This is a genomic window from Streptomyces capparidis (assembly GCF_054782095.1).
Genome location: NZ_BAAGTD010000062.1, coordinates 19116 through 39328 on the forward strand (window position 1 = coordinate 19116; position 20213 = coordinate 39328).

The following is a 20213-nucleotide window of genomic DNA, read 5'->3' on the forward strand; positions in this document are numbered from 1 at the left end:
CAGGCAAGCACAGGCAGGAGGTCGCAAGGCAACCATGAGCGAATACGAGACCACCCGCACCTTCCCCGCCCTCCCCGAGATCGTGTTCGACGAGGCCAGCGACCTGAACTCGCTGAACCGCTGGCTGCCCGGCGAGGTGCACGTCGATCCGGAGGAGCCCCCGGCCGCCACCGTCACCGTGCAGCACGGCGAGCACGCCGAGCGGGAGCGGGCGCTGGCTCGGGTGCGGCAGGAGCAGATGCGGGTGGAGTGGGGGACCCGCGACGAGGACCGGTACGCCGGGTGGCTCCAGGTCGCCGGGATCGGGCCGGGCGGCAGCGAGGTCACCGTGCACCTGTCGTTCTTCGAGGCGGACGCCGAACCCCCGCGGGAGCACGTGGAGCAGGCGCTGGAACGCAGCCTGGACCGGCTGGCCGAGCAGGTGCGGCTGCGGACCGAGACCGCCGAGTGACCGCCCGCGGGCACCACCCGCGCGGACCCGTCCGCGGTCTGACGTACCTTCGCCCGTCCGGGTGACACCCGGCGCCGGCCGCCCGGGCACGCCCGGACCCCGCGCCCTAGAACAGCGCGAACTGCCCCTCCGGGCCCTCCTCCTCGTGGGAGAGCACCGACGCCGGGCGGGCGGCGGCGGGTGGGGCGGGCAGGACGCCCGCCTCCTCCAGGTCCGCCGCGGTGACGGCGGGTGAGCCCGCCACCGCGCGGACCAGACCGGCCTGCTCCGGGTGCAGCTCCTCCAGCAGCGCCAGCACCGTCACCAGGTCGATCAGCTCCGTCGTCCACTCCCGGGGCCACGCCGCGGGGTGGACCGCCTCCAGGGAGCCCGGCTCCGCCTCGGGCCTGGTCCGCGCGGCGAACCACTCCCGCAGCACCCACCCGCCGCCAGCCCGGTACTCCCACGCCGCCGCGGGCACCGGCGCCACCCTGCCCTCGCCGAGCAGCACCGCCTCCTGCCCGGCGTCGTAGCCGATCCCGCCGGGCAGGCCGGAGCCGGGCACCGCCTGCCGGACGAACGGGCGGCGTCCCCCGGGCATCCGGGGCCGGCCGGTCGGGCGGTCCGCACCGGGGTCGGCGCGGCGGGCACCGAAGGTGTGCAGCCACAGCACCCGCTCGCCGAGCGCCACCCCGCGCCGCCACACCTCGGCGGACGCCGTCAGCGGCACCGGCACCCGCGGGCCGCTCCTGACCGCCCCCGGGTGGGCGGTGAGCGCGGCCACCCAGGCCAGCACGTCCTCCGCCGCCACCGGCACGCCGAGCCTGGCGGACAGCGCCGCGGTCAGCCCCGGCGCCAGGTTCGCGGCGCGGCCGCCCGGCAGGCGGTAGGCGGGCAGCACCCGGCCGGCGCCCCTGGCGCGGTGCCCGTCGGGCAGTTCGGCGCAGAACGTCACCGCGGGGCCCGGCGCCTCCGGGGTGTGCGGCTGGACGACGGCGAACACCTGCGCGTCGTCCGCCACCCGCCACAGCTCGGGCCTGGCCCGGTCCAGCAGCCGCTGGTCGGGCAGCAGCCACAGCCGGTCGAACGCGCCGTGCCGGATCCGCACCGGCTCCGGGCAGGGCCCGACCTCGCGGGACAGCCGGGTGGTGGGCGCGGCCCGGCCCGGCAGTTGGGTGACGGCCGAGTCCGTGGTGCGCGCCCGCGTCGGCCGGAACAGCCCGGCGCGCCGCTCCGGGTCCGCCGCGGCCAGCAGCCGCCACCGCGCGGCCAGGGTCTCCGGGGACGGCGCCGCCACCCAGTCCCGGCCGGTGCGCAGGCCGGGCACGGACCACGGCATCAGCTCGTCAAGACGGGGAGCGGAGCCGAAGGCCGCCTCCGCGCGCCCCGGCGCCGCCGGCGCTCCGGACACCTGGACCACCACCCGCGTCTCGCCCCTCCCGAAGGGTTCGGCTGCCCGCCCGGAATGGTATCGAGCGGCGCCGACGGCGGCGGGACGGCCACCGGAGCCGGCCCGCCGCCGGTCGCGGACTGGACTTTCGTCGGTGTCCCGCGCCGTCCCGCGGACCGTACCGTCTACTCGTGAGAACCACCACGCACCAACCCCTGCGGCGCTGGGCCGGCCCGCTGCTGCTGGGCGCCGCGGCGGCGGCCGTCGCCGCGAGCCTCGCCGACATGCGGCTGGTCCTGCTCGCCGTGCCCCCCGCGGTGCTCGCCGGGCGGTGCGCCCGGCGGGCCGGGCCCGTGGCGCTGGGCTTCGCCGTCGTCCTGGCCGCCGCGGTGGCCTGGGCGCTGGCCCTGCCCTCGTGGACCGCGGAGAGCAGCAGTTTCGTGGCCGCCGCCGTCTTCGGGGCGCTGCTGCCGTGGCTGGTCGGCCGGTCCTGGCGGCAGTCCAGGGAGCTGGTGTGGGCGGGCTGGGAGCGCGCCGAGCGGCTCCAGCGCGAGCAGCGGCTCATCGCCGAGCAGGCGCGGCTGCGGGAGCGGACCAGGATCGCCCAGGACATGCACGACGCGCTCGGGCACGAGCTGAGCCTGCTCGCCCTGCGGGCCGGCGCGCTGAAGGTGGCCCCGGGGCTCGACCCGAGGCACCGGGCGGCCGCCGCCGAGATCAGGGCCGGGGCCGCCGCCGCGGTGGAGCGGCTCGGCGAGGTCATCGGGGTGCTGCGCGAGGAGTCCGGCGGCACGGCGCCGCCCCTGCCGTCCGGCGCCGGCCTCGCCGGCCTGGTGGAGCGGGCCGCGGACAGCGGCGTCGCCGTGCAACTGGACGTCGTGGGCGACCCGGACGGGGTGCCGCCGATGGTGGCGCACGCCGCGTTCCGGGTGGTGCAGGAGGCGCTGACCAACGTCGCCAAGCACGCGCCCGACGCCCCCACCACCGTCCGGGTCGGCTACGGCACGCGCGAGACCTGGGTGCGGGTGGTCAACGGGCCGGGCGCCGCCCCGGACGGCGGCGCGCCCTCCGGCGGGCGCGGCCTGATCGGGCTGCGGGAGCGGGTGCGCGTGGTGGGCGGCACCCTGGAGTGCGGGCCCGCCCCGGACGGCGGGTTCGCCGTCTCCGCGCAACTGCCCCACGAGAAGCCGCCCGGGTCCGCGGGCGGCCCGCCCGAGCCGGCGGAGGCGGGCGAGCTGCGCCACGCGCGCCGCAGGGTCGGCCGCCGCCTGCTCGTCGCCGTCACGCTGCCCCTCGCGGTCGGCGCCGTCCTCACCGGCGCCCTCCAGGGCTGGTCCGTGTACGCCACCGAGCGCTCCGTGCTCGACCCCGCCGACTTCGCCCGGCTGCGCCCCGGGCAGGACCGGGCCGCGGCGGAGCGGTACCTGCCGGACCGGCAGGCGCCGGTGCGGCCGCCCTCCGGCGGGCCGTCCGGCCCCGGTGTCGACTGCGCGTACTACGCGATGACCAGCAACCCCTGGCACGACAGGTCGGGCGACCTGTACCGGGTGTGCTTCCGCGGCGGCCGGGTGCTGTCCGCGGACGCGCTGGTCGCCGGGGACGACGCCCTGATCGAGCGGGAGGCGCGGTGATCCGGGTGGTCGTGGCCGACGACGAGCCGATGGTGCGGGCCGGGGTGCGGGCGGTGCTGTCCGCCGACCCCGAGGTGGAGGTCGTCGCCGAGGCGGGCGACGGGCGGGCCGCGGTGGAGGCGGTGCAGCGGCACCGCCCCGACGTGGCCGTGCTGGACATCCGCATGCCCGGCACCGACGGCATCGCGGCCACCGCGGAGATCCGCAGGACCGTCCCCGGCACCGCCGTGGTGGTGCTGACCACGTTCGGTGAGGACGACTACATCATCCGGGCCCTCGCCGACGGCGCCAGCGGCTTCCTGGTCAAGTCGGGGGAGCCGGAGGAGCTGATCGCGGGCGTGCGGGCCGCCGCGGAGGGCGCCGCCTACCTGCCGCCCAAGGTCGCCGCCCGCGTCGTCGCGCACCTGGCCGCCACCGGGGCGGGCCGGGACGCGGCGCGCCGCGACGGGGCCAGGGAGCGGGTGGCGCGGCTGACCGGGCGGGAGCGCGAGGTGCTGGCGCTGCTCGGCGCGGGGCTGTCCAACGCGGAGATCGCCCGGCGCCTGCACGTGGTCGAGGGCACGGTGAAGGCGCACGTCAGCTCGATCCTCTCCCGCCTCGGCGTGCGCAACCGCGCCGCCGCCGCGGTGGTGGCGCACGAGGCCGGGCTCGTGCCCCCGCCGCGGCGGTGACGCGCCGCCCCGCTACCGGCGTGCGGCCGCGACGACCGGTCCCAGCCCGCGCACCCGGCCCGCCGCGCGCACCAGCCGCGCGGTGGGCGGGAGCAGCGCGGTCACCACGGCCGCGGCCACCGCGGCGCCGAGGGCGAGCCCGGCCAGCACGTCGTGCGGGTAGTGCACGCCCACCAGCACCCGCAGCGCGGCGGCGAGCACGCCCAGCGGCAGCGTCACCGCCGCCAGACGCGGCCACGCCAGCGCCAGGCCCACGGCGAGCGCGCCCGCGATCGTGGCGTGGTTGGACGGGAACGACCAGTCGCCCGCCGCCGGGCAGGCCGCCACCGGATCCACCCCGCCGACCGCGCGGCACGGCCGCTCCTCGTCCACCGCCAGCTTCACCCCCTCGCTGACGGCGTACGCGGCCGCCGCCCCGACGCCGGTGAGCACGGCCGCCGCCACCCGCCGCCCGTCCCCGCCGCGCCCCGTCCACCACGCCAGCACCAGCAGCAGCCCCAGCACCACCAGGCTGCCCTCACCGGCGAGCTCGGCCGCGGTGTGCACCCACGCGGGCGTCCCGTCCAGCCACTCCACGGCCGACCGGTACACCGAGACCGACGTCCCGCCGGTCACCTCCACGGGGTCCGGGTCCCCCACACCTCCCGGCGCGAGCAGCGCCACCGCGCCACCGCCCGCCGCGGCCACCGCCACGGCCGCCGCCGGCCGCCGCAGCGCGGACCCGATCCCCGCGCCGTTCCTCTTCGTTGCCTTGGGCTTCGTTGCCATGGGCGCCCAACCTAGGGACGGCGGCACCACCCGCCATCAGGCGAAAGGCAGCTCGGGCACTGGACGAAAGTCGGGGTGGGACCGCCCCGGGGCCGACCGGGACCCGCCGCCCCGGCCGGCCCCACCCCCCGCCCCTCCCCGCACCAGGGCCCGACCCCGGTGCGGTACGGTCCTGCCCATGCCCGGATCGCCCCAGCACGCCGCCGCCGACGACCTCGACCTGGCCGTGGGCCTGGCCGTGGCCGCCCTCGGGGGCGTGCCCGCGGGTGCCTGGGACGAGCGGGCCGGCTCCCTGGAGTGGACCCGCTGGGAGACCGTCGAGCACCTCGCCGACGACCTGTTCGCCTACGCCGTCCAGCTCGGCCCGGCCGTACCGCCGCTGGACCGCGAGGTCCCGTTCGCCTACGGGCCCCGCCGCCCCGGCGGCCCCGCCAACGCCGTCCACGCCGACCGCGCGGCCGGGCCCGCCGGACTGGCCCAGGTCCTGGAGGCGAGCGGCGCCCTGCTGTCGGCGGTGGTGCGGACGCGGCCCGCGTCGGCGCGGGCCCACCACATCCACGGCGTCTCCGACCCCGAGGGCTTCGCCGCCATGGGCGTCGTCGAGACCCTGGTGCACACCCACGACGTCACGGCAGGGCTCGGCCTGCCCTGGGACCCGCCCGCCGCGGTGTGCGCCCGCGTGCTCGCGCGCCTGTTCCCGCACGCCCCCGGCGGCGCCGACCCGTGGCCCGCCCTGCTGTGGTCCACCGGCCGCGCCGACCTGCCCGGCCGCCCGCGCCCCGCCGCCTGGCGCTGGTACGGCGAGCCCCGGCCGCGGGGCTGACCGCCGCCGGGGGAAATCGGTGGATGCGGCCGGGCGGCCCGGCTAGCCTCGGCGCGCGTGACCAAACGACGCCGCAAGAAGCTGGCCAAGCGCCTCGTCCTGGCGGCGATGCTCGGCGAGGCCGCGGAAGTCCGGGCGCTGCTGCGGGCCGGGGCCGACCCGGCGGCACCCGACACCGAGGGCACCACGCCCCTGTACGCGGCCTCCGTGCACGGCGCCGCCGACATCGTCCGGGCGCTGCTGGCGGCCGGGGCCCCGCCGGACGCGGAGAGCGGGCACGGCACCGAGGGGACCCCGCTGTGCGGCGCCGCCTGCTGGGGGCACACCGAGGCGGTGCGCGCCCTGCTCGCCCACGGCGCCGACCCCGGCCTGCGGGAGGACGCGGGCACGGGGCGGTCCCCGCTGGAGTGGGCCCTGGCGGGCCCGCACCGGGAGACCGCCGCCGTGCTGCTCGCGGCGGGTGCCGGGACAGCACACCTAGGCGGCCACCGCCCCCCGCGCCGTCACCGTGAACCGCGTCTGGGCGAGGGCGCCGTTCACCGTCACCGCGAGGGTGGCCATGCCCGGGCGCAGCGCGGTCAGCCGTCCCGTCGCCGGGTCGAAGGCCGCGACGTGGCGGGGCCCGGCCCGCGACGGGTCGCCGATGTGCACGTTCGGGGACGCGGTCCAGTCGGCGCTCACCGGGTGGGCGGCCGGGACCCGGCGGGAGCCCTGGAGCACGGTGGCGGCGACCTCGCCGGTGGTGCCGGCGGACAGTTCCGCGGGCGCGGTGACGGCGAGGCCGTCCACATGGGCCCTGGTCTGCACGGTGATCCAGTCGGGGCCGCCCGCCCAGGGGCGGGCGCGGGCGGCGGCCCGCTCGGCGCGGGACAGCTCGTCCACGCCGATCAGGGACCAGCCGGTGAAGCCGCCGTCGGCGGGCGCGGTGGACGGGTTCTTGCCGGAGTTGCCGTTGACCAGGTACGGCACCCCGTCCACCCGGGAGGCGTGGAAGGTGCCGACGTGCGCGCCGATCAGGGCGGCGCCCTTGCCGGTGCCGCGGCGGAAGTCGGCGAGCCAGTCCTCCAGCAGCGCGGCCTCCTTGCGGTCGCCGAGCTGGCTGGCCCGCTGCGGGGTGGGGTCGCGCGGCGGCACGTGCTGGACGACCACCACCGAGCCCACCGATGGGTCGCCTGCGGCCCGCTCCAGTTGCTCGCGCAGCGTCTTGAGCTGCGCGAAGCCGCCGCCGCGCAGGGTCAGTGAGGAGGTGTCGAGGGTGACGAAGCGGGTGCCGCGGTGGTCGAACACCCGGGAGGCCGGGCCGAACTCGGCGACGAAGTTCCCGATGCCGCCGCCCATGACCTCGTGGTTGCCGGGGACGTACGTCCAGGGCACGGCGTCGCCGAGCTCCTCCTGGAGCACCCGGCGGGCGAAGGCCAGGTCCTCGGGCGAGCCCTCGTCCACCAGGTCGCCGTTGATCAGCAGCAGGTCGGGGCCGGCCGCCCTGATCTCGCGCAGGGTGCGGCGGGCCTGGGCGACGATCGCGCTGTCCGGGTCGCGGGCCACGAACTGGGCGTCGGACATCACGGCGAACCGCCAGTCGCGCCCCTGCGCCCCGGCCGCGGAGCCGATCAGCGGATCGGGCGCGGGCCGGTCGGCGGGCAGGGCGACGTCCGGCGGGACCTGCGCGGTCAGCCCGTCGATGGTGATCCGGCCGGTGTACTGGCGGGCCGCGGCGGTCTCCGCCAGGTAGAAGCGGTGGACCCGCAGCGGGTACGCCACGCCGGGGGGCACGGTGAAGGTGACGTGCCGCCAGCCGGTCCAGGTCACGTACGGGCCGCGCAGCAACTGGTCGGTGCCCGCGCCGTCCTTCAGGTGCAGGGTGGGCCAGGCGCCGTTGCCGTCGCCCTTGATCCACAGGCCGAAGGAGCGGGGCTGGCCGTCCACGGGGACCTGCCGGGGCGGGTTGGCGTAGGCGGCGCGGGTGGCGGTGGAGCGGCTGAAGTCGTAGACGAGGTCGAGCCCGGTGCCGGTGTGCCCGTCGGGGGTGGCGGCCACCGAGCCGGAAGCGCGGGCCTGGGTGAACGTCCACTCGCCGGCGTCGTCGAAGGAGGCGACCTCGCGGTCGTCGAGGCCGACGGTGACGGCGAGGACCGTGCGCACCCGCCCGACGGCGACGGTCACCTGCCCGGCGGCGCGGTCGGTGCGCGCCCGGACGGAGAAGGTGCCGTCGGCGCGAGGCGCGATGTCGAACAGGTCCCGGTCGTAGGTCAGGGCGACGTCGGCCGGCTCGACGGGGGCCTCGGCGCCGTGGGCGTCCAGGCCGACCACGCCGAAGCCGCCGGTGGCCCGGGCGTCGGCCAGGCCGATGACGCGGGTGGTCGGCTGGAGGCGGGCCAGGTCGTCCAGGACGGTCAGCCGGACGGCGCCGGTGGCGCGGCCGCGGCGGGCGGTGACCTCGGTGGTGCCGCCGCGGCGCGCGGTGAACACGCCGTCGGCGGAGACCCGGCCGACCCCGGGGTCGCGCACCCGCCAGGACGGCGCGCCCGCGGCCGGGCCGTAGGTCTCGTCGTGGCCGGCGGCGGTGAGCCTGCGGGTCAGGCCGGGGAACACCCGCTCGGGGTGGCCGCCGCGCACCGGTCCCGTGGTGGGCGCGGCGGCGGGCGGCATCGCGGTCTCCACCCAGTAGCCGGTCAGGCGCCCGCTGCCGTCGGGGGCGGTGAACGCCAGGCCGTTGGGGACGGTGCGTTCGCTGCCGTCGGAGGGGGAGTTCTCCACCTGCACGGCGTCGCTGCCGGGCTCGCGGGCGACCAGGGTGGACGAGCCGCCGCCGTCGAGGTTGAGCGCGTTGTGGGCGCCGGCCCGCTCCATCATCAGGCCGAGCTCGGTGAGGGTGACGCCGCCGCTGTCGGCCTGCCGCCCGTCCACGGTCAGCACGTGCATGGTGCGGCCGTCCCGGGAGAAGCCCACGGCCGTGCGCGGCGCGGCGGTGTTGTTGCCCTCGCCCTCGTGGCCGATCGGCTCGCCGTCCACGACCAGCAGCTCCCGGCCGCCGACGGCGGTGCGGGGCACCGGGCCCCCGTCGGAGGTGCGGGGCCGGTACTCCAGCGACACCGGGTCGCCGGGGGCGAGCGCGGCCAGGGCCTCGGCGCCCGCGTCCCGGCCCACCAGGACCGTGGTGCCCGGCGGCAGCGGGCCGCTGCCCGGCGCGGTGGCGGCGGAGGCGACGCGGCCGTCGGCGACCGCCACCTCGGCGGTGCGCGCGGCGCCGTCCACGGTCAGGGCCCGGTCGGCGCTTCCCCACGCGGCGGTGTAGGCGCCGATGCCGTCCGCGGGCACGTTCGCGGCGTTGAGCGCGGCCAGCGGGCGCGGCCCCGAGGGCAGCGTCACCGTGCCCTCGAAGTACAACTGGAGGACCCGGCCGGCGTCGCCGGGCCCGATGCCCACGGCCCGGGTGGCGGTGGGCGCGGGGGAGTGCACCGGCCGCCCGTCCTTGACGCCGGGGCCCTGCGGGGCGCCGGTCTGGTTGATGTCGAAGAAGTCGCCGTTGATCGCGGCGACGGTGCGCCGGCCGGGGCCCGGGTCGTGCGCCGCGGCGAGCTCGGAGACGGTGCGGCGGGCGGCGACCTCACCGGGGTGCAGGTAGTCCACGCGCGCCCCGGCGGCGAGGTCCACCGACAGGGCGTCCACCCGCAGCCACTTGTCGGACTCCAGCCGGTCGTACGAGGTCAGGTGGACCCCGGGGGCGACGGGACGGGCCGAGCGGGCCGTGGTGACGCCGTCCCCGTCCGCCACCGAGAGCGTGCCGCCCGCGGCGTCGCGGGGACCCGGCGGGGCGACCGGGCGCAGCATCTGCTCGGCCGACCGGGGCAGCGGCTCGGGGGCGGGCTCGGCGGAGGCCGGGCCGGCCGGGCCGAGGGCGAGCGCGGTGGCCAGGGCCGTGGCGGCGGCGAGCACCGACACGGGTCTGGACAGGGCTGGGTGCACGGCGACTCCCGTGGGCGTTCGGTTGCGGGCGGCGGACAGGCGTCAGCGCACCAGCATCGCCGCGCGCCTGACGGCACACCAGCACCCCGGGGCGACAACCACGGAAACAGGCCGGAACGCTCCGCTGAAGGAGCGTGCCGCCCCGCGTGGCCCGCGCCCCTCCACGCGGGCCCGCGCGGCCCGGGACGCCCGGGCCGCGCGGGGCCTGCCGCGGCCGGTCAGAAGATCCTGCGGCCCAGCAGCGCCTCCTTGGTGGCCTCCCGGCCGAAGCCCAGCATGATCCGCCTGACCTCGGGCGGGGCTTCGCGCAGCGCCCACCACATCGTCTTGGCCATCACCGCCGGCCTGGGGTCGATGAAGCGCTGGGCGCGCTGGTCCCAGCCGTAGTACCGCGGGACGTACTCGGCCTTCGACAGCCGCCCGTGCAGCGTGTCCGCGGCCTCCTCGGCGGTGACCTCCCCGGCCTCGTACGCCTCGCACTGGCGCACCATGTCCTCGAACAGCTCGCGGTAGCCCTCGTGGTCGGCCCAGTGCAGGTCCTGGTTCCTGGCGTTCTCCAGCTCGAGCAGGTGCTGCTCGTCGCCGGTCCTGCGCCACCGGCGGAAGGCCTCGTGCGCGCGGAACGACCCCGCGTTGGAACCCCACGCCCAGATCCGGAACACCGCCGCCCACAGGTCGTAGTGCTCGAAGGAGATGAACGAGGCGTTGACCAGCCGGTCGTTGCCGTCGAGCAGCGCCTGCTGGATGCGGTCCACGTCCGCGAACCGCTCCGCCGAGAAGTCGCCGTCCCGCAGCGCGCGCAGCACCCGCCACGCCAGGACGTTGACGATCTCGCAGGTGTTGGCCATGCCCCGGGAGAACAGCGGGTCGATGAAGCCCGCGGCGTGCGACAGCAGCGCCCAGCGGTCGCCCACCGTGCGCGAGGACGAGTACTGGAGCCGGTCGGTGCGCACCCACTCCCGCATCGGGCGGGCGCCGGCGAACTGCCTGGCCACGTCGGGGAATCGGTTGACGTGGTGCCAGAACTCCTGCTCCGGCGTGAGGCTGTGGTCGATCGGGTACCGGCGCGGGTCGAGGGTGAGCCCGACGCTGCACAGCGGGTTGCGGGAGCTGGGGTCGTTGTCGAACGGGATGACCCAGAACCAGCCGCGCTCGAACAGGTGGTGGATCGTGCCCTCGTACCAGGGGATCGGGGGCCGGTCGTGCGCCGGGCGGTCGAAGACCTCGTCGGTGTTCGGCACCCCGATCATGTGGTTCCAGATGGAGCGGGAGTGGTGCTTGTAGCGGCACGGGTTCTCCCGCAGCCCGAACTTCTCGGCGATCACCGAGCGGTAGCCGCTGGCGTCCACCACGTACCGGGCCCGCAGCTCCTCACCGCGGTCCGAGGCGATGGTGGCCCCGGCGTCGTCGAAGTCCACCGACGCGATGCGGAACCGCTGCCGCACCGTGCAGCCGTAGGAGATCGCCGCGCGCAGCAGGTAGGCGTCGGTGTCCTGGCGGTAGAAGTGCGCCGTCGGGTGGATCAGCTTGGTGAAGTTGTACATGGTGACCTCGGCCGGGTCCTGCGGCCTGCCCTCGTGGTGCTGGAGGAAGCCGAAGTGGTTCTTCGCCCCGTTGGACGGGCCGATCAGGCGCTGGCAGCCGGTGAACGTGGACAGCGTCGTCAGCTCCGGCACCCGGTAGCGCGCCGCCATGGTGCGCAGGGTCACCAGCATGTTCGGGATCGTCGACTCGCCGATCGCGAACTTCGGGTGCTCGCTCTGGTCCACCATCAGCACCCGGGCGCCGTTCCGGGCCAGTATCGCGCCCAGCATGGAGCCGCCGAGCCCGGTTCCGATGACGGCGACGTCGAACATCTGGTCGTCGTTGTTTCGCGTGTCATGCACGGAGGTCCTCCGTTGGTAGGTCGGCGCCCCGCGTTCCGCGCGGGCACCGGCGGGTGGAAGCGGGTGGCGTCACCGCGGGGCGCGCAGCCGCAGCCGCTCGCCCACCACCGGCCAGGTGGCGGCCGCGTGCCTGAGCTCCTCCTTGGGGAGGGACTCGCCCCGGCCGAAGCGGGCCCTGGCGAACAGCAGCAGCCCTTCGAGGGTGAGCCTGCCGATGTCCTTCGGCGCGGTCCGCCTGGACCACCGCACGGTCTCCGCCATCCTGTGGGTGGGCAGCACCGTCCACTGGTGGCCGGGCTTGTGCATGCCGAAGACCGGCGGGGTGAACTCCTCCTCGCCGAGCAGGCGCATCAGGTCGGCCGCGGCCCTGGCCGGGTCCTCCTCGCCGCGCTCCACCGCCTGGAGGCGCTCGTTCGCCTCCTGGAAGAACCGCATGGCCGGCGCGTACGGCCCGTCGCCGGGCAGCTTCCTGCCGCACCACCAGGGCTGCTCGAGGAAGGCCAGCTCCTCGGTGTCCCGGCTGCCGAGGTACTTGGCGTACCTGCGGTTGATCTCGTAGGTGGACATGATCTGCCGGGTGTGCCACACCCGCCACCACACGTCCCACAGCGCGAAGTCCCGGAAGGCCACGAAGGCGTTCGCGCACAGGTCGTCGTGCCAGTCGAGCAGGCCCTGCACCAGCTCCTGCACGGGCTCGAACCGGTCGTTGGTGAAGCTGTCCCGCCTGACGGCGTCGAGCAGCCGGTGGGTCAGCGCGTTCACCGCCTCCAGGCCCACGGTCAGGTCGGTGCAGAACAGCGGGTCCACCGCGCCCGCGGCGTTGCCGAGCAGGCACCACCGGGTGCCCACCGTCCACGCGGTCGAGTGCTGGGTGGGGCCGGTGCGCACCCACTCCTGCGCCGGCCGGGCGCTCTCGAACTGCCGGGCCAGGTCGGGGAAGCGGGCCACGAACCGGCGGAACTCCTCGTCCGGGGAGCAGTCGGGCTCGGGGTGCACCCTCGGGTCGAGGCGCAGGCCGACCCCGCAGGCGGGGTTGGTGGCGCGGGGGTGGTTGCCGTACGGGTAGACCCACATGAAGCCGCCGTCGAAGACGTGGTGCAGGCTGCCCTGGTGCCAGGGGCTGGGGTTGCCGTAGCGGCTCGCCGGGGCGATCTCGTCGAACGGCCGCACGTCCAGCAGGTGGTTGGCCAGGGTGCGGGCCTGGTGGCGGAACCGGCCGGGCTGCTGCCGCACCCCGAACCGCTCGGCGACCACCGACTCCGGCCCGGTGGTGTCCACCAGGTACTTGGCCATGACCGCGGGCCGGCCCTCGCAGGTGACGGTGACGCTGCCCTCGTTGGCGTCCACGTCCGTCACGCGCTGCTGCTGGCGCACCTCCACCCCGTACTTGGCCGCGACGTTCAGCATCCACGCGTCGGTGTCCTGCCGGAACAGGTGGTGCTGGGTGAAGCCGACGGTGGGCGGGCGCAGCATGTGCGCCTCGCGCGGGTGCTGCGACCTGCCCTCCCGGTGGTAGACGTAGGAGACGTTGCGGCAGACGCCGCCGTTGGTGGTGACAAAGGTCTGCGTGGCCTCGAAGGACGCCAGGTGCTTGACCTCGGGGACGCCGTACCGCTCCCCGATCAGCCGCAGCACCATCAGCGTGTACGGGGGCGTGTGCTCGCCCTCGCCGATGACGAAGCGCGGATGCGTCCCCGGGTCGATGAGCACCACCCGCACGCCGTTGCGGGCCAGGCAGGCGGACAGGATGGTGCCGACCAGGCCGGAGCCGAGCACGGCCACGTCGAAGACATCGGACTGATGGTGCGTCATGACTGCTCCCAGAGGTTCGGCTTGCCCTTGACGAGGTGCTTCACGGCGCGGGGCCCTGGGCCGGCGCCGCCCGGCGGGGGCGCGGCCCGGCGGGCGGGGTCACGGCCGGGCCCCGGTGGGGCGGCGGCCGGCGAGGAGCGCGTGCGGATGTGGCTCATCGGTCCTCCGTCGTGGACGCCGGCGGCGGGCGCGCCCGGCGGACGCGGGCACGGCCGAGCCGCGGACACGGCCGCCGCGCGGGGCCCGGGCGGGCCCGCGGCGGTGGTCGCGGTGGTGTGGTGTGGTCGAGGTGCGGCGCGGCCGGGGCAGTGCCGGGCGGTCACGCCGGGCACGGCCGCGCGGGCCGCTCCAGGTCGGCACCGACGGGCCGGTGCCGGGGACGGAGCGCGCGGACCCCGCCGGATCCGGTGGCCGCGGGTGACGCGGCCGCTGCTCCCTCGTACCTCAGAGTGCGGCAGCGCCCTCGGGAAGTCGTTGACCCGGAGCGCACACCGCTTGCCCCGCCGCGCATGGCCGCGCGGCGGTCAGCGCCTGCTCCCGGAACTCCCGCGGCGGGACCCCGTAGGCGGCCCTGAAGGCGCGGCTGAAGTGCGCGGCGTTGGGAAAGCCCCAGCGTGTGGCGATGGCGTGGATGGGGCGGTCGTACTGGAGGGGGTCGGCCAGCTCGCGCCGGCAGCGCTCGAGGCGGTGCCTGCGGATCCAGTCGGCGACGGTCAGGCCCTCGTCCTGGAACAGCTTGTGCAGATAGCGCACGGAGATGTTGTGCGCCGCGGCGATGGTCGCCGGCGACAGCGACTCCGCCCCCAGGTGCCGCAGGATGAAGTCGCGCACCTGGAGCCGCAGCACCTGCGCGGACTCACCGGGCCCCGCCGTCCGCTGTCCGGACGGTTCGGCGAACGCCGCCGCCACCAGGTCGGTCACCACGCCCCCCAGGCGGGCGGCGTCCGGCGTCCCGGGCCCGTACTCGCCGGACAGCAGCGTGGTGAGGACCACGGAAAGCAGCCTGCCCGGCCCCTCACGGCCGGAGACCGGCACGTTCAGGGCCCGCTCCGTGCGGCGCGGCCCCATCGGCAGCGCGGTGCGCGGGAACATCGCCACGATGCCCCGGACGCCGTCGGTGCCCTCCCCGCCCACGGTGGTCCCCCACGGCCGGGAGCTGTCGCTGAGCAGCAACTGGGACGGGCCGACCACGGCACGGCGGTCCCCCTGCCACACGGTCTTGCGGCCCCCCAGCACCAGGTTGAGCATGAGCAGGCCCGGGTCGCCCTGGCGGATCAGGCGCGGGGTGCGGCTGAGCCCGCCGGGGGAGCTCGCCACCGCGGCGGCGTGCACGGAGCCCAGGCTCAGCGGCGACATCCGGGCGCGGAACGGGACCGCGGGGTCCGGTTCGCAGTACAGCGGGATGGGCAGGCCCAGGCATAATTCCCGCCATCGGTCGACGCGTTCGGTGTCGGGCGGGCACGGAGCCTGCGAGAGCTGCACGGTGTTCATTTGTCCCCCCGTGGTGCGTGGTGCGCGGTGTGGCTGCGCGGCTCCGCCCGCGAGCGGGAGCCGGAGCAGGGCGTCATGGTGAGGAACCCGTCCTCGAGGACCGATCGAACGGGAGGTCGCCGGGCGGGAGCCGCCGGGCGGGGCCGGGCGGGGACGCGGGACGGCGGGCGCGGGCGGGGCGGCGCCGTCCGCGCCCGCCGTTCCGCTCCCGCGCCGGTCGGCGGTCAGGGCGTGCGCCGGCGCAGCGTCGCCGCGCCCAGGACCAGCGAGACGAGCACCGAGCCGGTGACGACCGCCAGGGACACCCACAGGTCGGAGGTGAACTCCGAGGACGCGGTGAGCTCCTTCATGGCGTCGACGGCGTAGGACAGCGGCAGGACGTCGGAGGCCCAGTCCAGCGCCTGGTTCATCTTCTCCCGGGGCGTGAACAGGCCGCACAGCAGCGCCTGCGGCAGCACCACCACCGGCATGAACTGCATCGCCTGGAACTCGGTGCGGGCGAACGCGCTCACGAACAGGCCGAGCGCCATGCCCAGCAGCGCGTCCAGCGAGGCCACCACGAACACCATCCACGTGGGTCCGGCCACGTCGAGGCCGAGCCAGGTCAGCGACACCGTGGCGGCGAGCGCCACCTGGGCCACCGCCAGCAGGCCGAACGCGGTGGCGTAGCCGAGCAGCAGCTCCAGCCTGCGGGTCGGCATGGTCATCAGCCGCTCCAGCGTGCCCCCGGTCCGCTCCCTGAGCGTGGTCACCGAGGTGACCAGGAACATCACCAGCAGGGGCAGCAGCCCGAGCAGGGCGGCGCCCACCGCGTCGAACTGGCGTTCCTGGTCGAACACGTAGCGCAGCAGGATCATCAGCAGGGTCGGCAGCAGCAGCACCATCGCCGCGGTGCGGCGGTCGCGGCGCAACTGGCCGACGACCCGGCGGGTGGTGGCGAGCGTGACGGCGACGTTCATGACCGCACCATTCCCTTCCGCTCCTCCTCCTGCTTCCCCCGCCCGTCCCGCTGCCCCTCGCCTCGCTCCCCCCGCTGCTTCCGCTCCTCCTGCTCCTCGATGAGCCGCAGGAACGCGTCCTCCAGGTCCTCCGCCCCGGTGCGGCGCCGCAGCTCCTCCGGCGTGTCGTCGGCCAGGATGCCGCCCTCGCGCACCAGCAGCAGCCGCTCGCACCTGGCCGCCTCGTCCATCACATGGCTGGAGATCACCAGCGTGACGTCGCGCCCGGCCAGGTCGTGGAACATGTCCCACAGCTCGTGGCGCAGCACCGGGTCCAGGCCCACCGTCGGCTCGTCCAGCACCAGCAGCTCCGGGGTGCCCAGCAGGGCGACCGCCAGGCTGGCGCGGGAGCGCTGGCCGCCGGAGAGCGAGAGGACCGCCTGCTCCCTGGCCTCCTCCAGTCGCATCTCGCCGAGCACCCGGTCCACGTCGGAGTCGGGGGCGCCCAGTACCGCGGCGAAGTACCGCAGGTTCTCCTCGACCGTCAGGTCGGCGTACAGCGCCGGTGACTGGGGGGAGTAGCCGATCCTGCGCCGCAGGTCGGGGTGGCCGGCCGGGTGGCCGAGCACGGTGACGCTGCCGGACTCGACGATCTGCACTCCCATGATCGCGCGCATCAGCGTGGACTTGCCGTGCCCGCTGGGCCCGATCAGCCCGGTGATGCTGCCCTTCGGCAGGGTGCAGTCGATGCCGTGCAGGACTTCCCGGCCGTTGCGCACGACGCGCAGACCGGAGATTTCCACGGCCGTCATGGGTCATCACTCCTCGCAGGGGAGGCGCCCGGCGGGCCGCTCCCCGGTTCTGGGCCCCTCGCTCCGGGGCCGGGTGACTCGCGCCGCAGCAGGGGCAGGACCACCTGGTCGACGATGTCGACGACGACCCCGTCCGGGATCGGCGCCCCGTGGGACAGGAAGTGGTGCCGCAGCAGGACCGGGCCCACCGCGGCGGTCCACACGGTGAGCGCCCCCGGGTCCACCTCGCCCCGCTCCGCGGCCCGGCGCAGGAAGCCCAGCATGCGGTCCTGCGCCGGGTCGGTGATCCGCTGCCTGGCCTCGTCGGCCAGCCGCGGGTCGAGCAGGGTGTCCGCGGTCAGGCCGCGGACGACCTCGCCGAGGGGGCCCGCCAGGCGGTCGGCGATGCCGCGCAGCAGGGCGAGCAGGTCGGCCCGCAGGTCGCCGCTGTCCGGCAGGCGGCCGGGGTCGGGCAGGGCCCAGCCGACCACCTCCAGGGCGAGCACGGCCCGGCTCGGCCAGCGCCGGTACAGCGAGGCCTTGCTGGTCCGGGCGCGCTCGGCGACGCGGTCCATGCTCAGGCCCGCGTACCCGTTCTCCTCCAGTTCCTCCAGGGCGGCCCGCAGGATCGCCTGTCTGAGCACCTCGCCCCTCCTGCGGGGCTTGGTGCGGTGGTCCCGCTGCGCGCGGGCGGGGTCGGGGGTCGATGGTGCGGTCACGGTTTTAGAGTACAAGGCGTTCTCTATTCGGATCACAAGGACGCTCGTGTCCCGGACGCGGACACCCCTGGGGGACGGGGCCCGCGGGCCGGGGCGCCGCTGGCAGACGGGTTCCCTCGTCCGCCGCCGCGCACACGTCCCCCGTTTGCCGCCGCGTTCGGGTGATCGCGGCGCGTCAGGCGGACTGTCCTCACCCGGACAGCGCCTGATGGGTGTTTACGTGGGCGGTGCAGTCCCAAGTGGGATGAGCCGCCGGTCGGGGCGCAGGGCTTTCCGCTGCCTCGCGGCGTCCGTCACAGGAGAGGTACAGATACCTATGAAGTCAGTGCTGGGGAAGGCTGCTGTGGCAGTCGTCGGCGGGCTGATCGCCCTGGGCACGGCCGCGCCGGCCTACGCCGACAACGACACCTCCGTCGGCAACGCCTTCGGTTCCGTGTCGTCCCACAAGGGGCACGGCGGCGGCGGCATGGTGTACAGCAACTGGGCCGTGGCCGACGACGCCTACGTCAAGAAGTTCGCCGCCGCCTTCCACGACGGGAAGACCAAGGGCTTCGGCGGCTACGAGGTCGTCGGGGTCGACTAGTCGTCGCCCCACGCCCCATCGGTGCCCGGGTCCGCAGCGTCGCGGACCCGGGCACTTCGAACGGGCGCTCCCCTGCGGCACTGGATCCGCGAGCGGCGGAACGCGAGAATGCTGCCGCCCGGCTCCGTCGCTGCAAGGGAGTTCCCATGCTCAAGAGGACACGGCTGTTCGGCAACAAGACCCGGGTGACGTTCGCCCTGCCCGGTGACGAACCGGTCGGCGCGGTCAGCGTGGTCGGGGACTTCAACGGCTGGGAGCCGGGCCGCCACGAACTCGTCACCCGCCGCGACGGCACCCGGACGGTCACCGTCATCCTGCCGCCGGGCGAGCACCGGTTCCGCTACCTGGCCACCGACGGCGTCTGGCTCGACGACGACACCGCCGACGCGATCGACCACGAGGGCAGCCTGCTGCGCCTGTGACCGCGCGGTGGACACGCCCGGACGGGGCGTCACCCCGCCGGGGCGCGGCTCGGGCGGTTGGCCCGCAGCCTGTCCGGGCGCCGCCGCGCACAGGACCCGGCACTGACCCAGGACGGGTCCGGCCCGTCAGGTCTGCGGGGAGCGCGCCGGGGTGTCGGCGGCGCGGCGCAGGGACTCGGCGCGGAGCACCAGCTCCAGGTCGAACCGGGTGTCCGGGTCGCGCAACCGGTCGCCGAAGAGCTGCTCGAGCTGGCGGAGCCGGTAGCGGACGGTCTGCGGGTGGACGTGCAGTCGCGCCGCCACGTCCCCGGCGCTGCTGCCGCTCTGGAGCCACGCCAGCAGCGTCTCCGCCAGCCGGTCCCGCTGCGGCGCCCGCACCTGCGCGAGGGGGGCGAGCAGCCGCCGGGACAGGGTGCGCAGCAGGGCCTCGTCGCCGAAGAGCAGCAGCGTCGACAGGTGGTCGGTGCACCGCACGGTCGAGGTGCCCGGCAGGATGCCGCGCCGCATGAGCACCAGCGCCTCGGTCGCCCACCGCAGGGAGCGGGCGGCCTCGGTGAACTCCACGGTCGGCCCGATCGCCGCCCGCCGCCCGCGCAGCGCCACGGCCAGCGCCCGCGCCCGCCCGGCGCCCTCCGGGTCGGGCACCACCATCCGGGCGGGCTGCCCGCCGAGGTCCACCAGCACCTCGGGCGGCACCAGCAGCCGCTCCGCGCCGCCGTGGCCGTCCCTGGGCGGGGCGAGGGCGACCACGGCGAGCCTGCGCGGGACGGGCCAGCGCGCCGACTGGGCGAGGTCGCGGATGGCCTCGGGGGAGGCCGGCGGGTCCGCGAGCAGCAGGTCCACCAACCGCTTGCGGCGCCGCTGCAACTCGCCGCTCTGCCGCAGCCGCGCCTCGGTGTACCCGGCGGTGGCGGCCTCGGCGATCTGGTGGATGTTGACGAACGCCGCCTCGCCGAGCGCGGTGAGCTGGGTCGGCAGCAGCGCCAGCTCCTCCGCGTGGGCGCCCATGTGCCGCCACGCCACCCGGGCGCCGAGCCGCAGCGCGGCCTGGAGCGCGTCGAGGCTGCGCCCCTCCATGGCCTCGCCGCGCCCGATCTCGTGGTAGGTGGTGGCGATCTTCTCCCAGTCGCTCTCCGGGTCGGCGATGCGGTCCATGAACAGCTTCAGGGCCTGCTCGACACCGGCGCGCAGGGTGCGCATGTAGGTGTCGTCGGCGGGGCGGGCGTACTCGGGGATGCTGTGCTGGATCTCGCGCACCACTTCGTCGATGATCTCGCCGGACAGGGGACGCAAACGGTCCGCCAGTTCGCGGGGCACTTGCGTGAAGGGATCGCTGAGCGGGGCCGGGGCGGCGGTGCTCCCCATGGCGGACACTCCTTCCCGTCGGCAGTGTCATGTGCGGCTCGGCCGCCGACGATATCCGCCCCGGGCCGGTGCGGCTCCTGTCGGTACGCACAGCCGGACCACCGGGCGTTGTCATGGAATGACAAAAACCGGCGGCTCGGATGCGCACAGTGTTATAGAGGCGCTTTCCGGCAGCTCCCGGTGACGGGCTCACCGGCGGATCGCCTCCCGCTCGGCGGCGGGACCGGACGCGGCCGATCCGCCGCCAAGGCTTCACCCGCCGTTCCCGGAACGCCCGGGGGAAGGCGACACACGCCCGCGCCACCATGGCGGGGCCGACCCGTCGCCCGCCCAGGGAGCACGGCATGAGCGAACCGCGCCGGCCCGTCCCGCCGCCGCCCGGCCTCCCGGACTGGGACGGCCTGGCGGAGCGCGCCGCGGAGCACGCCGGGCGGCGGGCCTGCCGGGCGCTGCTGGCCCTGGCCGCGGGCGCGGACGCCCTGTCCGCCGCCGCCGCCTTCGCGGTGCTGGGCTTCGGCGCCGACCCG

Annotated in this window: 16 protein-coding genes and 2 pseudogenes; 8 read left to right on the forward strand and 10 right to left on the reverse strand. The window is 76.3% G+C overall.

Going from position 1 to position 20213, the window contains the following annotated elements:
• Positions 1 to 34: 34 nt before the first annotated feature.
• Positions 35 to 451 carry an SRPBCC family protein gene (locus ACYVO2_RS33025; protein WP_461011774.1) on the forward strand — a complete coding sequence of 139 codons (417 nt, stop codon included), beginning with the start codon at positions 35 to 37 and terminating at the stop codon, positions 449 to 451.
• Positions 452 to 557: 106 nt separating this feature from the next.
• Here the strand turns inward: ACYVO2_RS33025 and ACYVO2_RS33030 are convergent, their stop codons facing one another.
• Positions 558 to 1841, reverse strand: a complete 1284-nt coding sequence (locus ACYVO2_RS33030; protein ID WP_461011775.1) for a type ISP restriction/modification enzyme — start codon at positions 1839 to 1841, stop codon at positions 558 to 560.
• Positions 1842 to 2011: 170 nt separating this feature from the next.
• On the opposite strand from ACYVO2_RS33030, the gene ACYVO2_RS33035 reads away from it, so the two are divergent.
• Entirely contained in the window at positions 2012 to 3451 is a 1440-nt protein-coding gene (locus ACYVO2_RS33035; protein ID WP_461011776.1) for a sensor histidine kinase, read from the forward strand.
• A complete protein-coding gene (locus ACYVO2_RS33040; protein WP_461011777.1) occupies positions 3448 to 4122 on the forward strand; it encodes a response regulator in 675 nt (224 codons plus the stop codon). Before ACYVO2_RS33035 ends, ACYVO2_RS33040 begins: the two co-directional genes overlap by 4 nt.
• A 12-nt stretch (positions 4123 to 4134) precedes the next feature.
• On the opposite strand, the gene ACYVO2_RS33045 is transcribed toward ACYVO2_RS33040, so the two are convergent.
• On the reverse strand, positions 4135 to 4890 hold the full coding sequence (locus tag ACYVO2_RS33045) for a phosphatase PAP2 family protein (RefSeq protein ID WP_461011778.1): 756 nt from the start codon (positions 4888 to 4890) through the stop codon (positions 4135 to 4137).
• Between the two features lie 178 nt (positions 4891 to 5068).
• Here ACYVO2_RS33045 and ACYVO2_RS33050 point away from each other — a divergent pair, with 178 nt between their 5' ends.
• Together ACYVO2_RS33050 and ACYVO2_RS33055 are read left to right on the forward strand one after the other, a co-directional pair.
• Positions 5069 to 5713 carry a hypothetical protein gene (locus ACYVO2_RS33050; protein ID WP_461011779.1) on the forward strand — a complete coding sequence of 215 codons (645 nt, stop codon included), beginning with the start codon at positions 5069 to 5071 and terminating at the stop codon, positions 5711 to 5713.
• 57 nt (positions 5714 to 5770) lie between these two features.
• Positions 5771 to 6178: pseudogene (locus tag ACYVO2_RS33055) on the forward strand (ankyrin repeat domain-containing protein); the annotation flags it as partial.
• Between the two features lie 12 nt (positions 6179 to 6190).
• Here ACYVO2_RS33055 and ACYVO2_RS33060 read toward each other — a convergent pair.
• The 7 genes from ACYVO2_RS33060 to ACYVO2_RS33090 all read right to left on the reverse strand — a co-directional run bounded on the left by ACYVO2_RS33060 (position 6191) and on the right by ACYVO2_RS33090 (position 17316).
• Positions 6191 to 9679 (reverse strand): phosphodiester glycosidase family protein, encoded by a 3489-nt coding sequence (locus ACYVO2_RS33060; RefSeq protein WP_461011780.1) that lies wholly within the window; start codon positions 9677 to 9679, stop codon positions 6191 to 6193.
• Positions 9680 to 9897: 218 nt separating this feature from the next.
• Positions 9898 to 11565, reverse strand: a complete 1668-nt coding sequence (locus ACYVO2_RS33065) for an NAD(P)/FAD-dependent oxidoreductase (RefSeq protein WP_461011781.1) — start codon at positions 11563 to 11565, stop codon at positions 9898 to 9900.
• A gap of 69 nt (positions 11566 to 11634) precedes the next feature.
• On the reverse strand, positions 11635 to 13377 hold the full coding sequence (locus tag ACYVO2_RS33070; protein ID WP_461011782.1) for an NAD(P)/FAD-dependent oxidoreductase: 1743 nt from the start codon (positions 13375 to 13377) through the stop codon (positions 11635 to 11637).
• Between the two features lie 444 nt (positions 13378 to 13821).
• Positions 13822 to 14868: a helix-turn-helix domain-containing protein gene (locus ACYVO2_RS33075; protein WP_461011783.1), complete on the reverse strand. Its 1047-nt coding sequence runs from the start codon at positions 14866 to 14868 to the stop codon at positions 13822 to 13824.
• 224 nt (positions 14869 to 15092) lie between these two features.
• On the reverse strand, positions 15093 to 15827 hold the full coding sequence (locus tag ACYVO2_RS33080; protein WP_461011784.1) for an ABC transporter permease: 735 nt from the start codon (positions 15825 to 15827) through the stop codon (positions 15093 to 15095).
• Positions 15824 to 16618 carry an ABC transporter ATP-binding protein gene (locus tag ACYVO2_RS33085; RefSeq protein ID WP_461011785.1) on the reverse strand — a complete coding sequence of 265 codons (795 nt, stop codon included), beginning with the start codon at positions 16616 to 16618 and terminating at the stop codon, positions 15824 to 15826. The genes ACYVO2_RS33080 and ACYVO2_RS33085 overlap by 4 nt, the downstream gene beginning before the upstream one ends.
• Complete coding sequence (locus tag ACYVO2_RS33090) at positions 16615 to 17316, reverse strand: TetR/AcrR family transcriptional regulator (protein WP_461011786.1); 702 nt, start codon at positions 17314 to 17316, stop codon at positions 16615 to 16617. The genes ACYVO2_RS33085 and ACYVO2_RS33090 overlap by 4 nt, the downstream gene beginning before the upstream one ends.
• A 316-nt stretch (positions 17317 to 17632) precedes the next feature.
• On the opposite strand from ACYVO2_RS33090, the gene ACYVO2_RS33095 reads away from it, so the two are divergent.
• Positions 17633 to 17899 carry a hypothetical protein gene (locus ACYVO2_RS33095; RefSeq protein ID WP_461011787.1) on the forward strand — a complete coding sequence of 89 codons (267 nt, stop codon included), beginning with the start codon at positions 17633 to 17635 and terminating at the stop codon, positions 17897 to 17899.
• A gap of 146 nt (positions 17900 to 18045) precedes the next feature.
• Positions 18046 to 18321 carry an isoamylase early set domain-containing protein gene (locus ACYVO2_RS33100; protein WP_461011788.1) on the forward strand — a complete coding sequence of 92 codons (276 nt, stop codon included), beginning with the start codon at positions 18046 to 18048 and terminating at the stop codon, positions 18319 to 18321.
• Positions 18322 to 18447: 126 nt separating this feature from the next.
• On the opposite strand, the gene ACYVO2_RS33105 is transcribed toward ACYVO2_RS33100, so the two are convergent.
• Positions 18448 to 19686 carry a PucR family transcriptional regulator gene (locus tag ACYVO2_RS33105; protein WP_461011789.1) on the reverse strand — a complete coding sequence of 413 codons (1239 nt, stop codon included), beginning with the start codon at positions 19684 to 19686 and terminating at the stop codon, positions 18448 to 18450.
• Between the two features lie 344 nt (positions 19687 to 20030).
• Between ACYVO2_RS33105 and ACYVO2_RS33110 the strand changes: the two are divergent.
• Positions 20031 to 20213, forward strand: a pseudogene (locus ACYVO2_RS33110) (hypothetical protein); the annotation flags it as partial.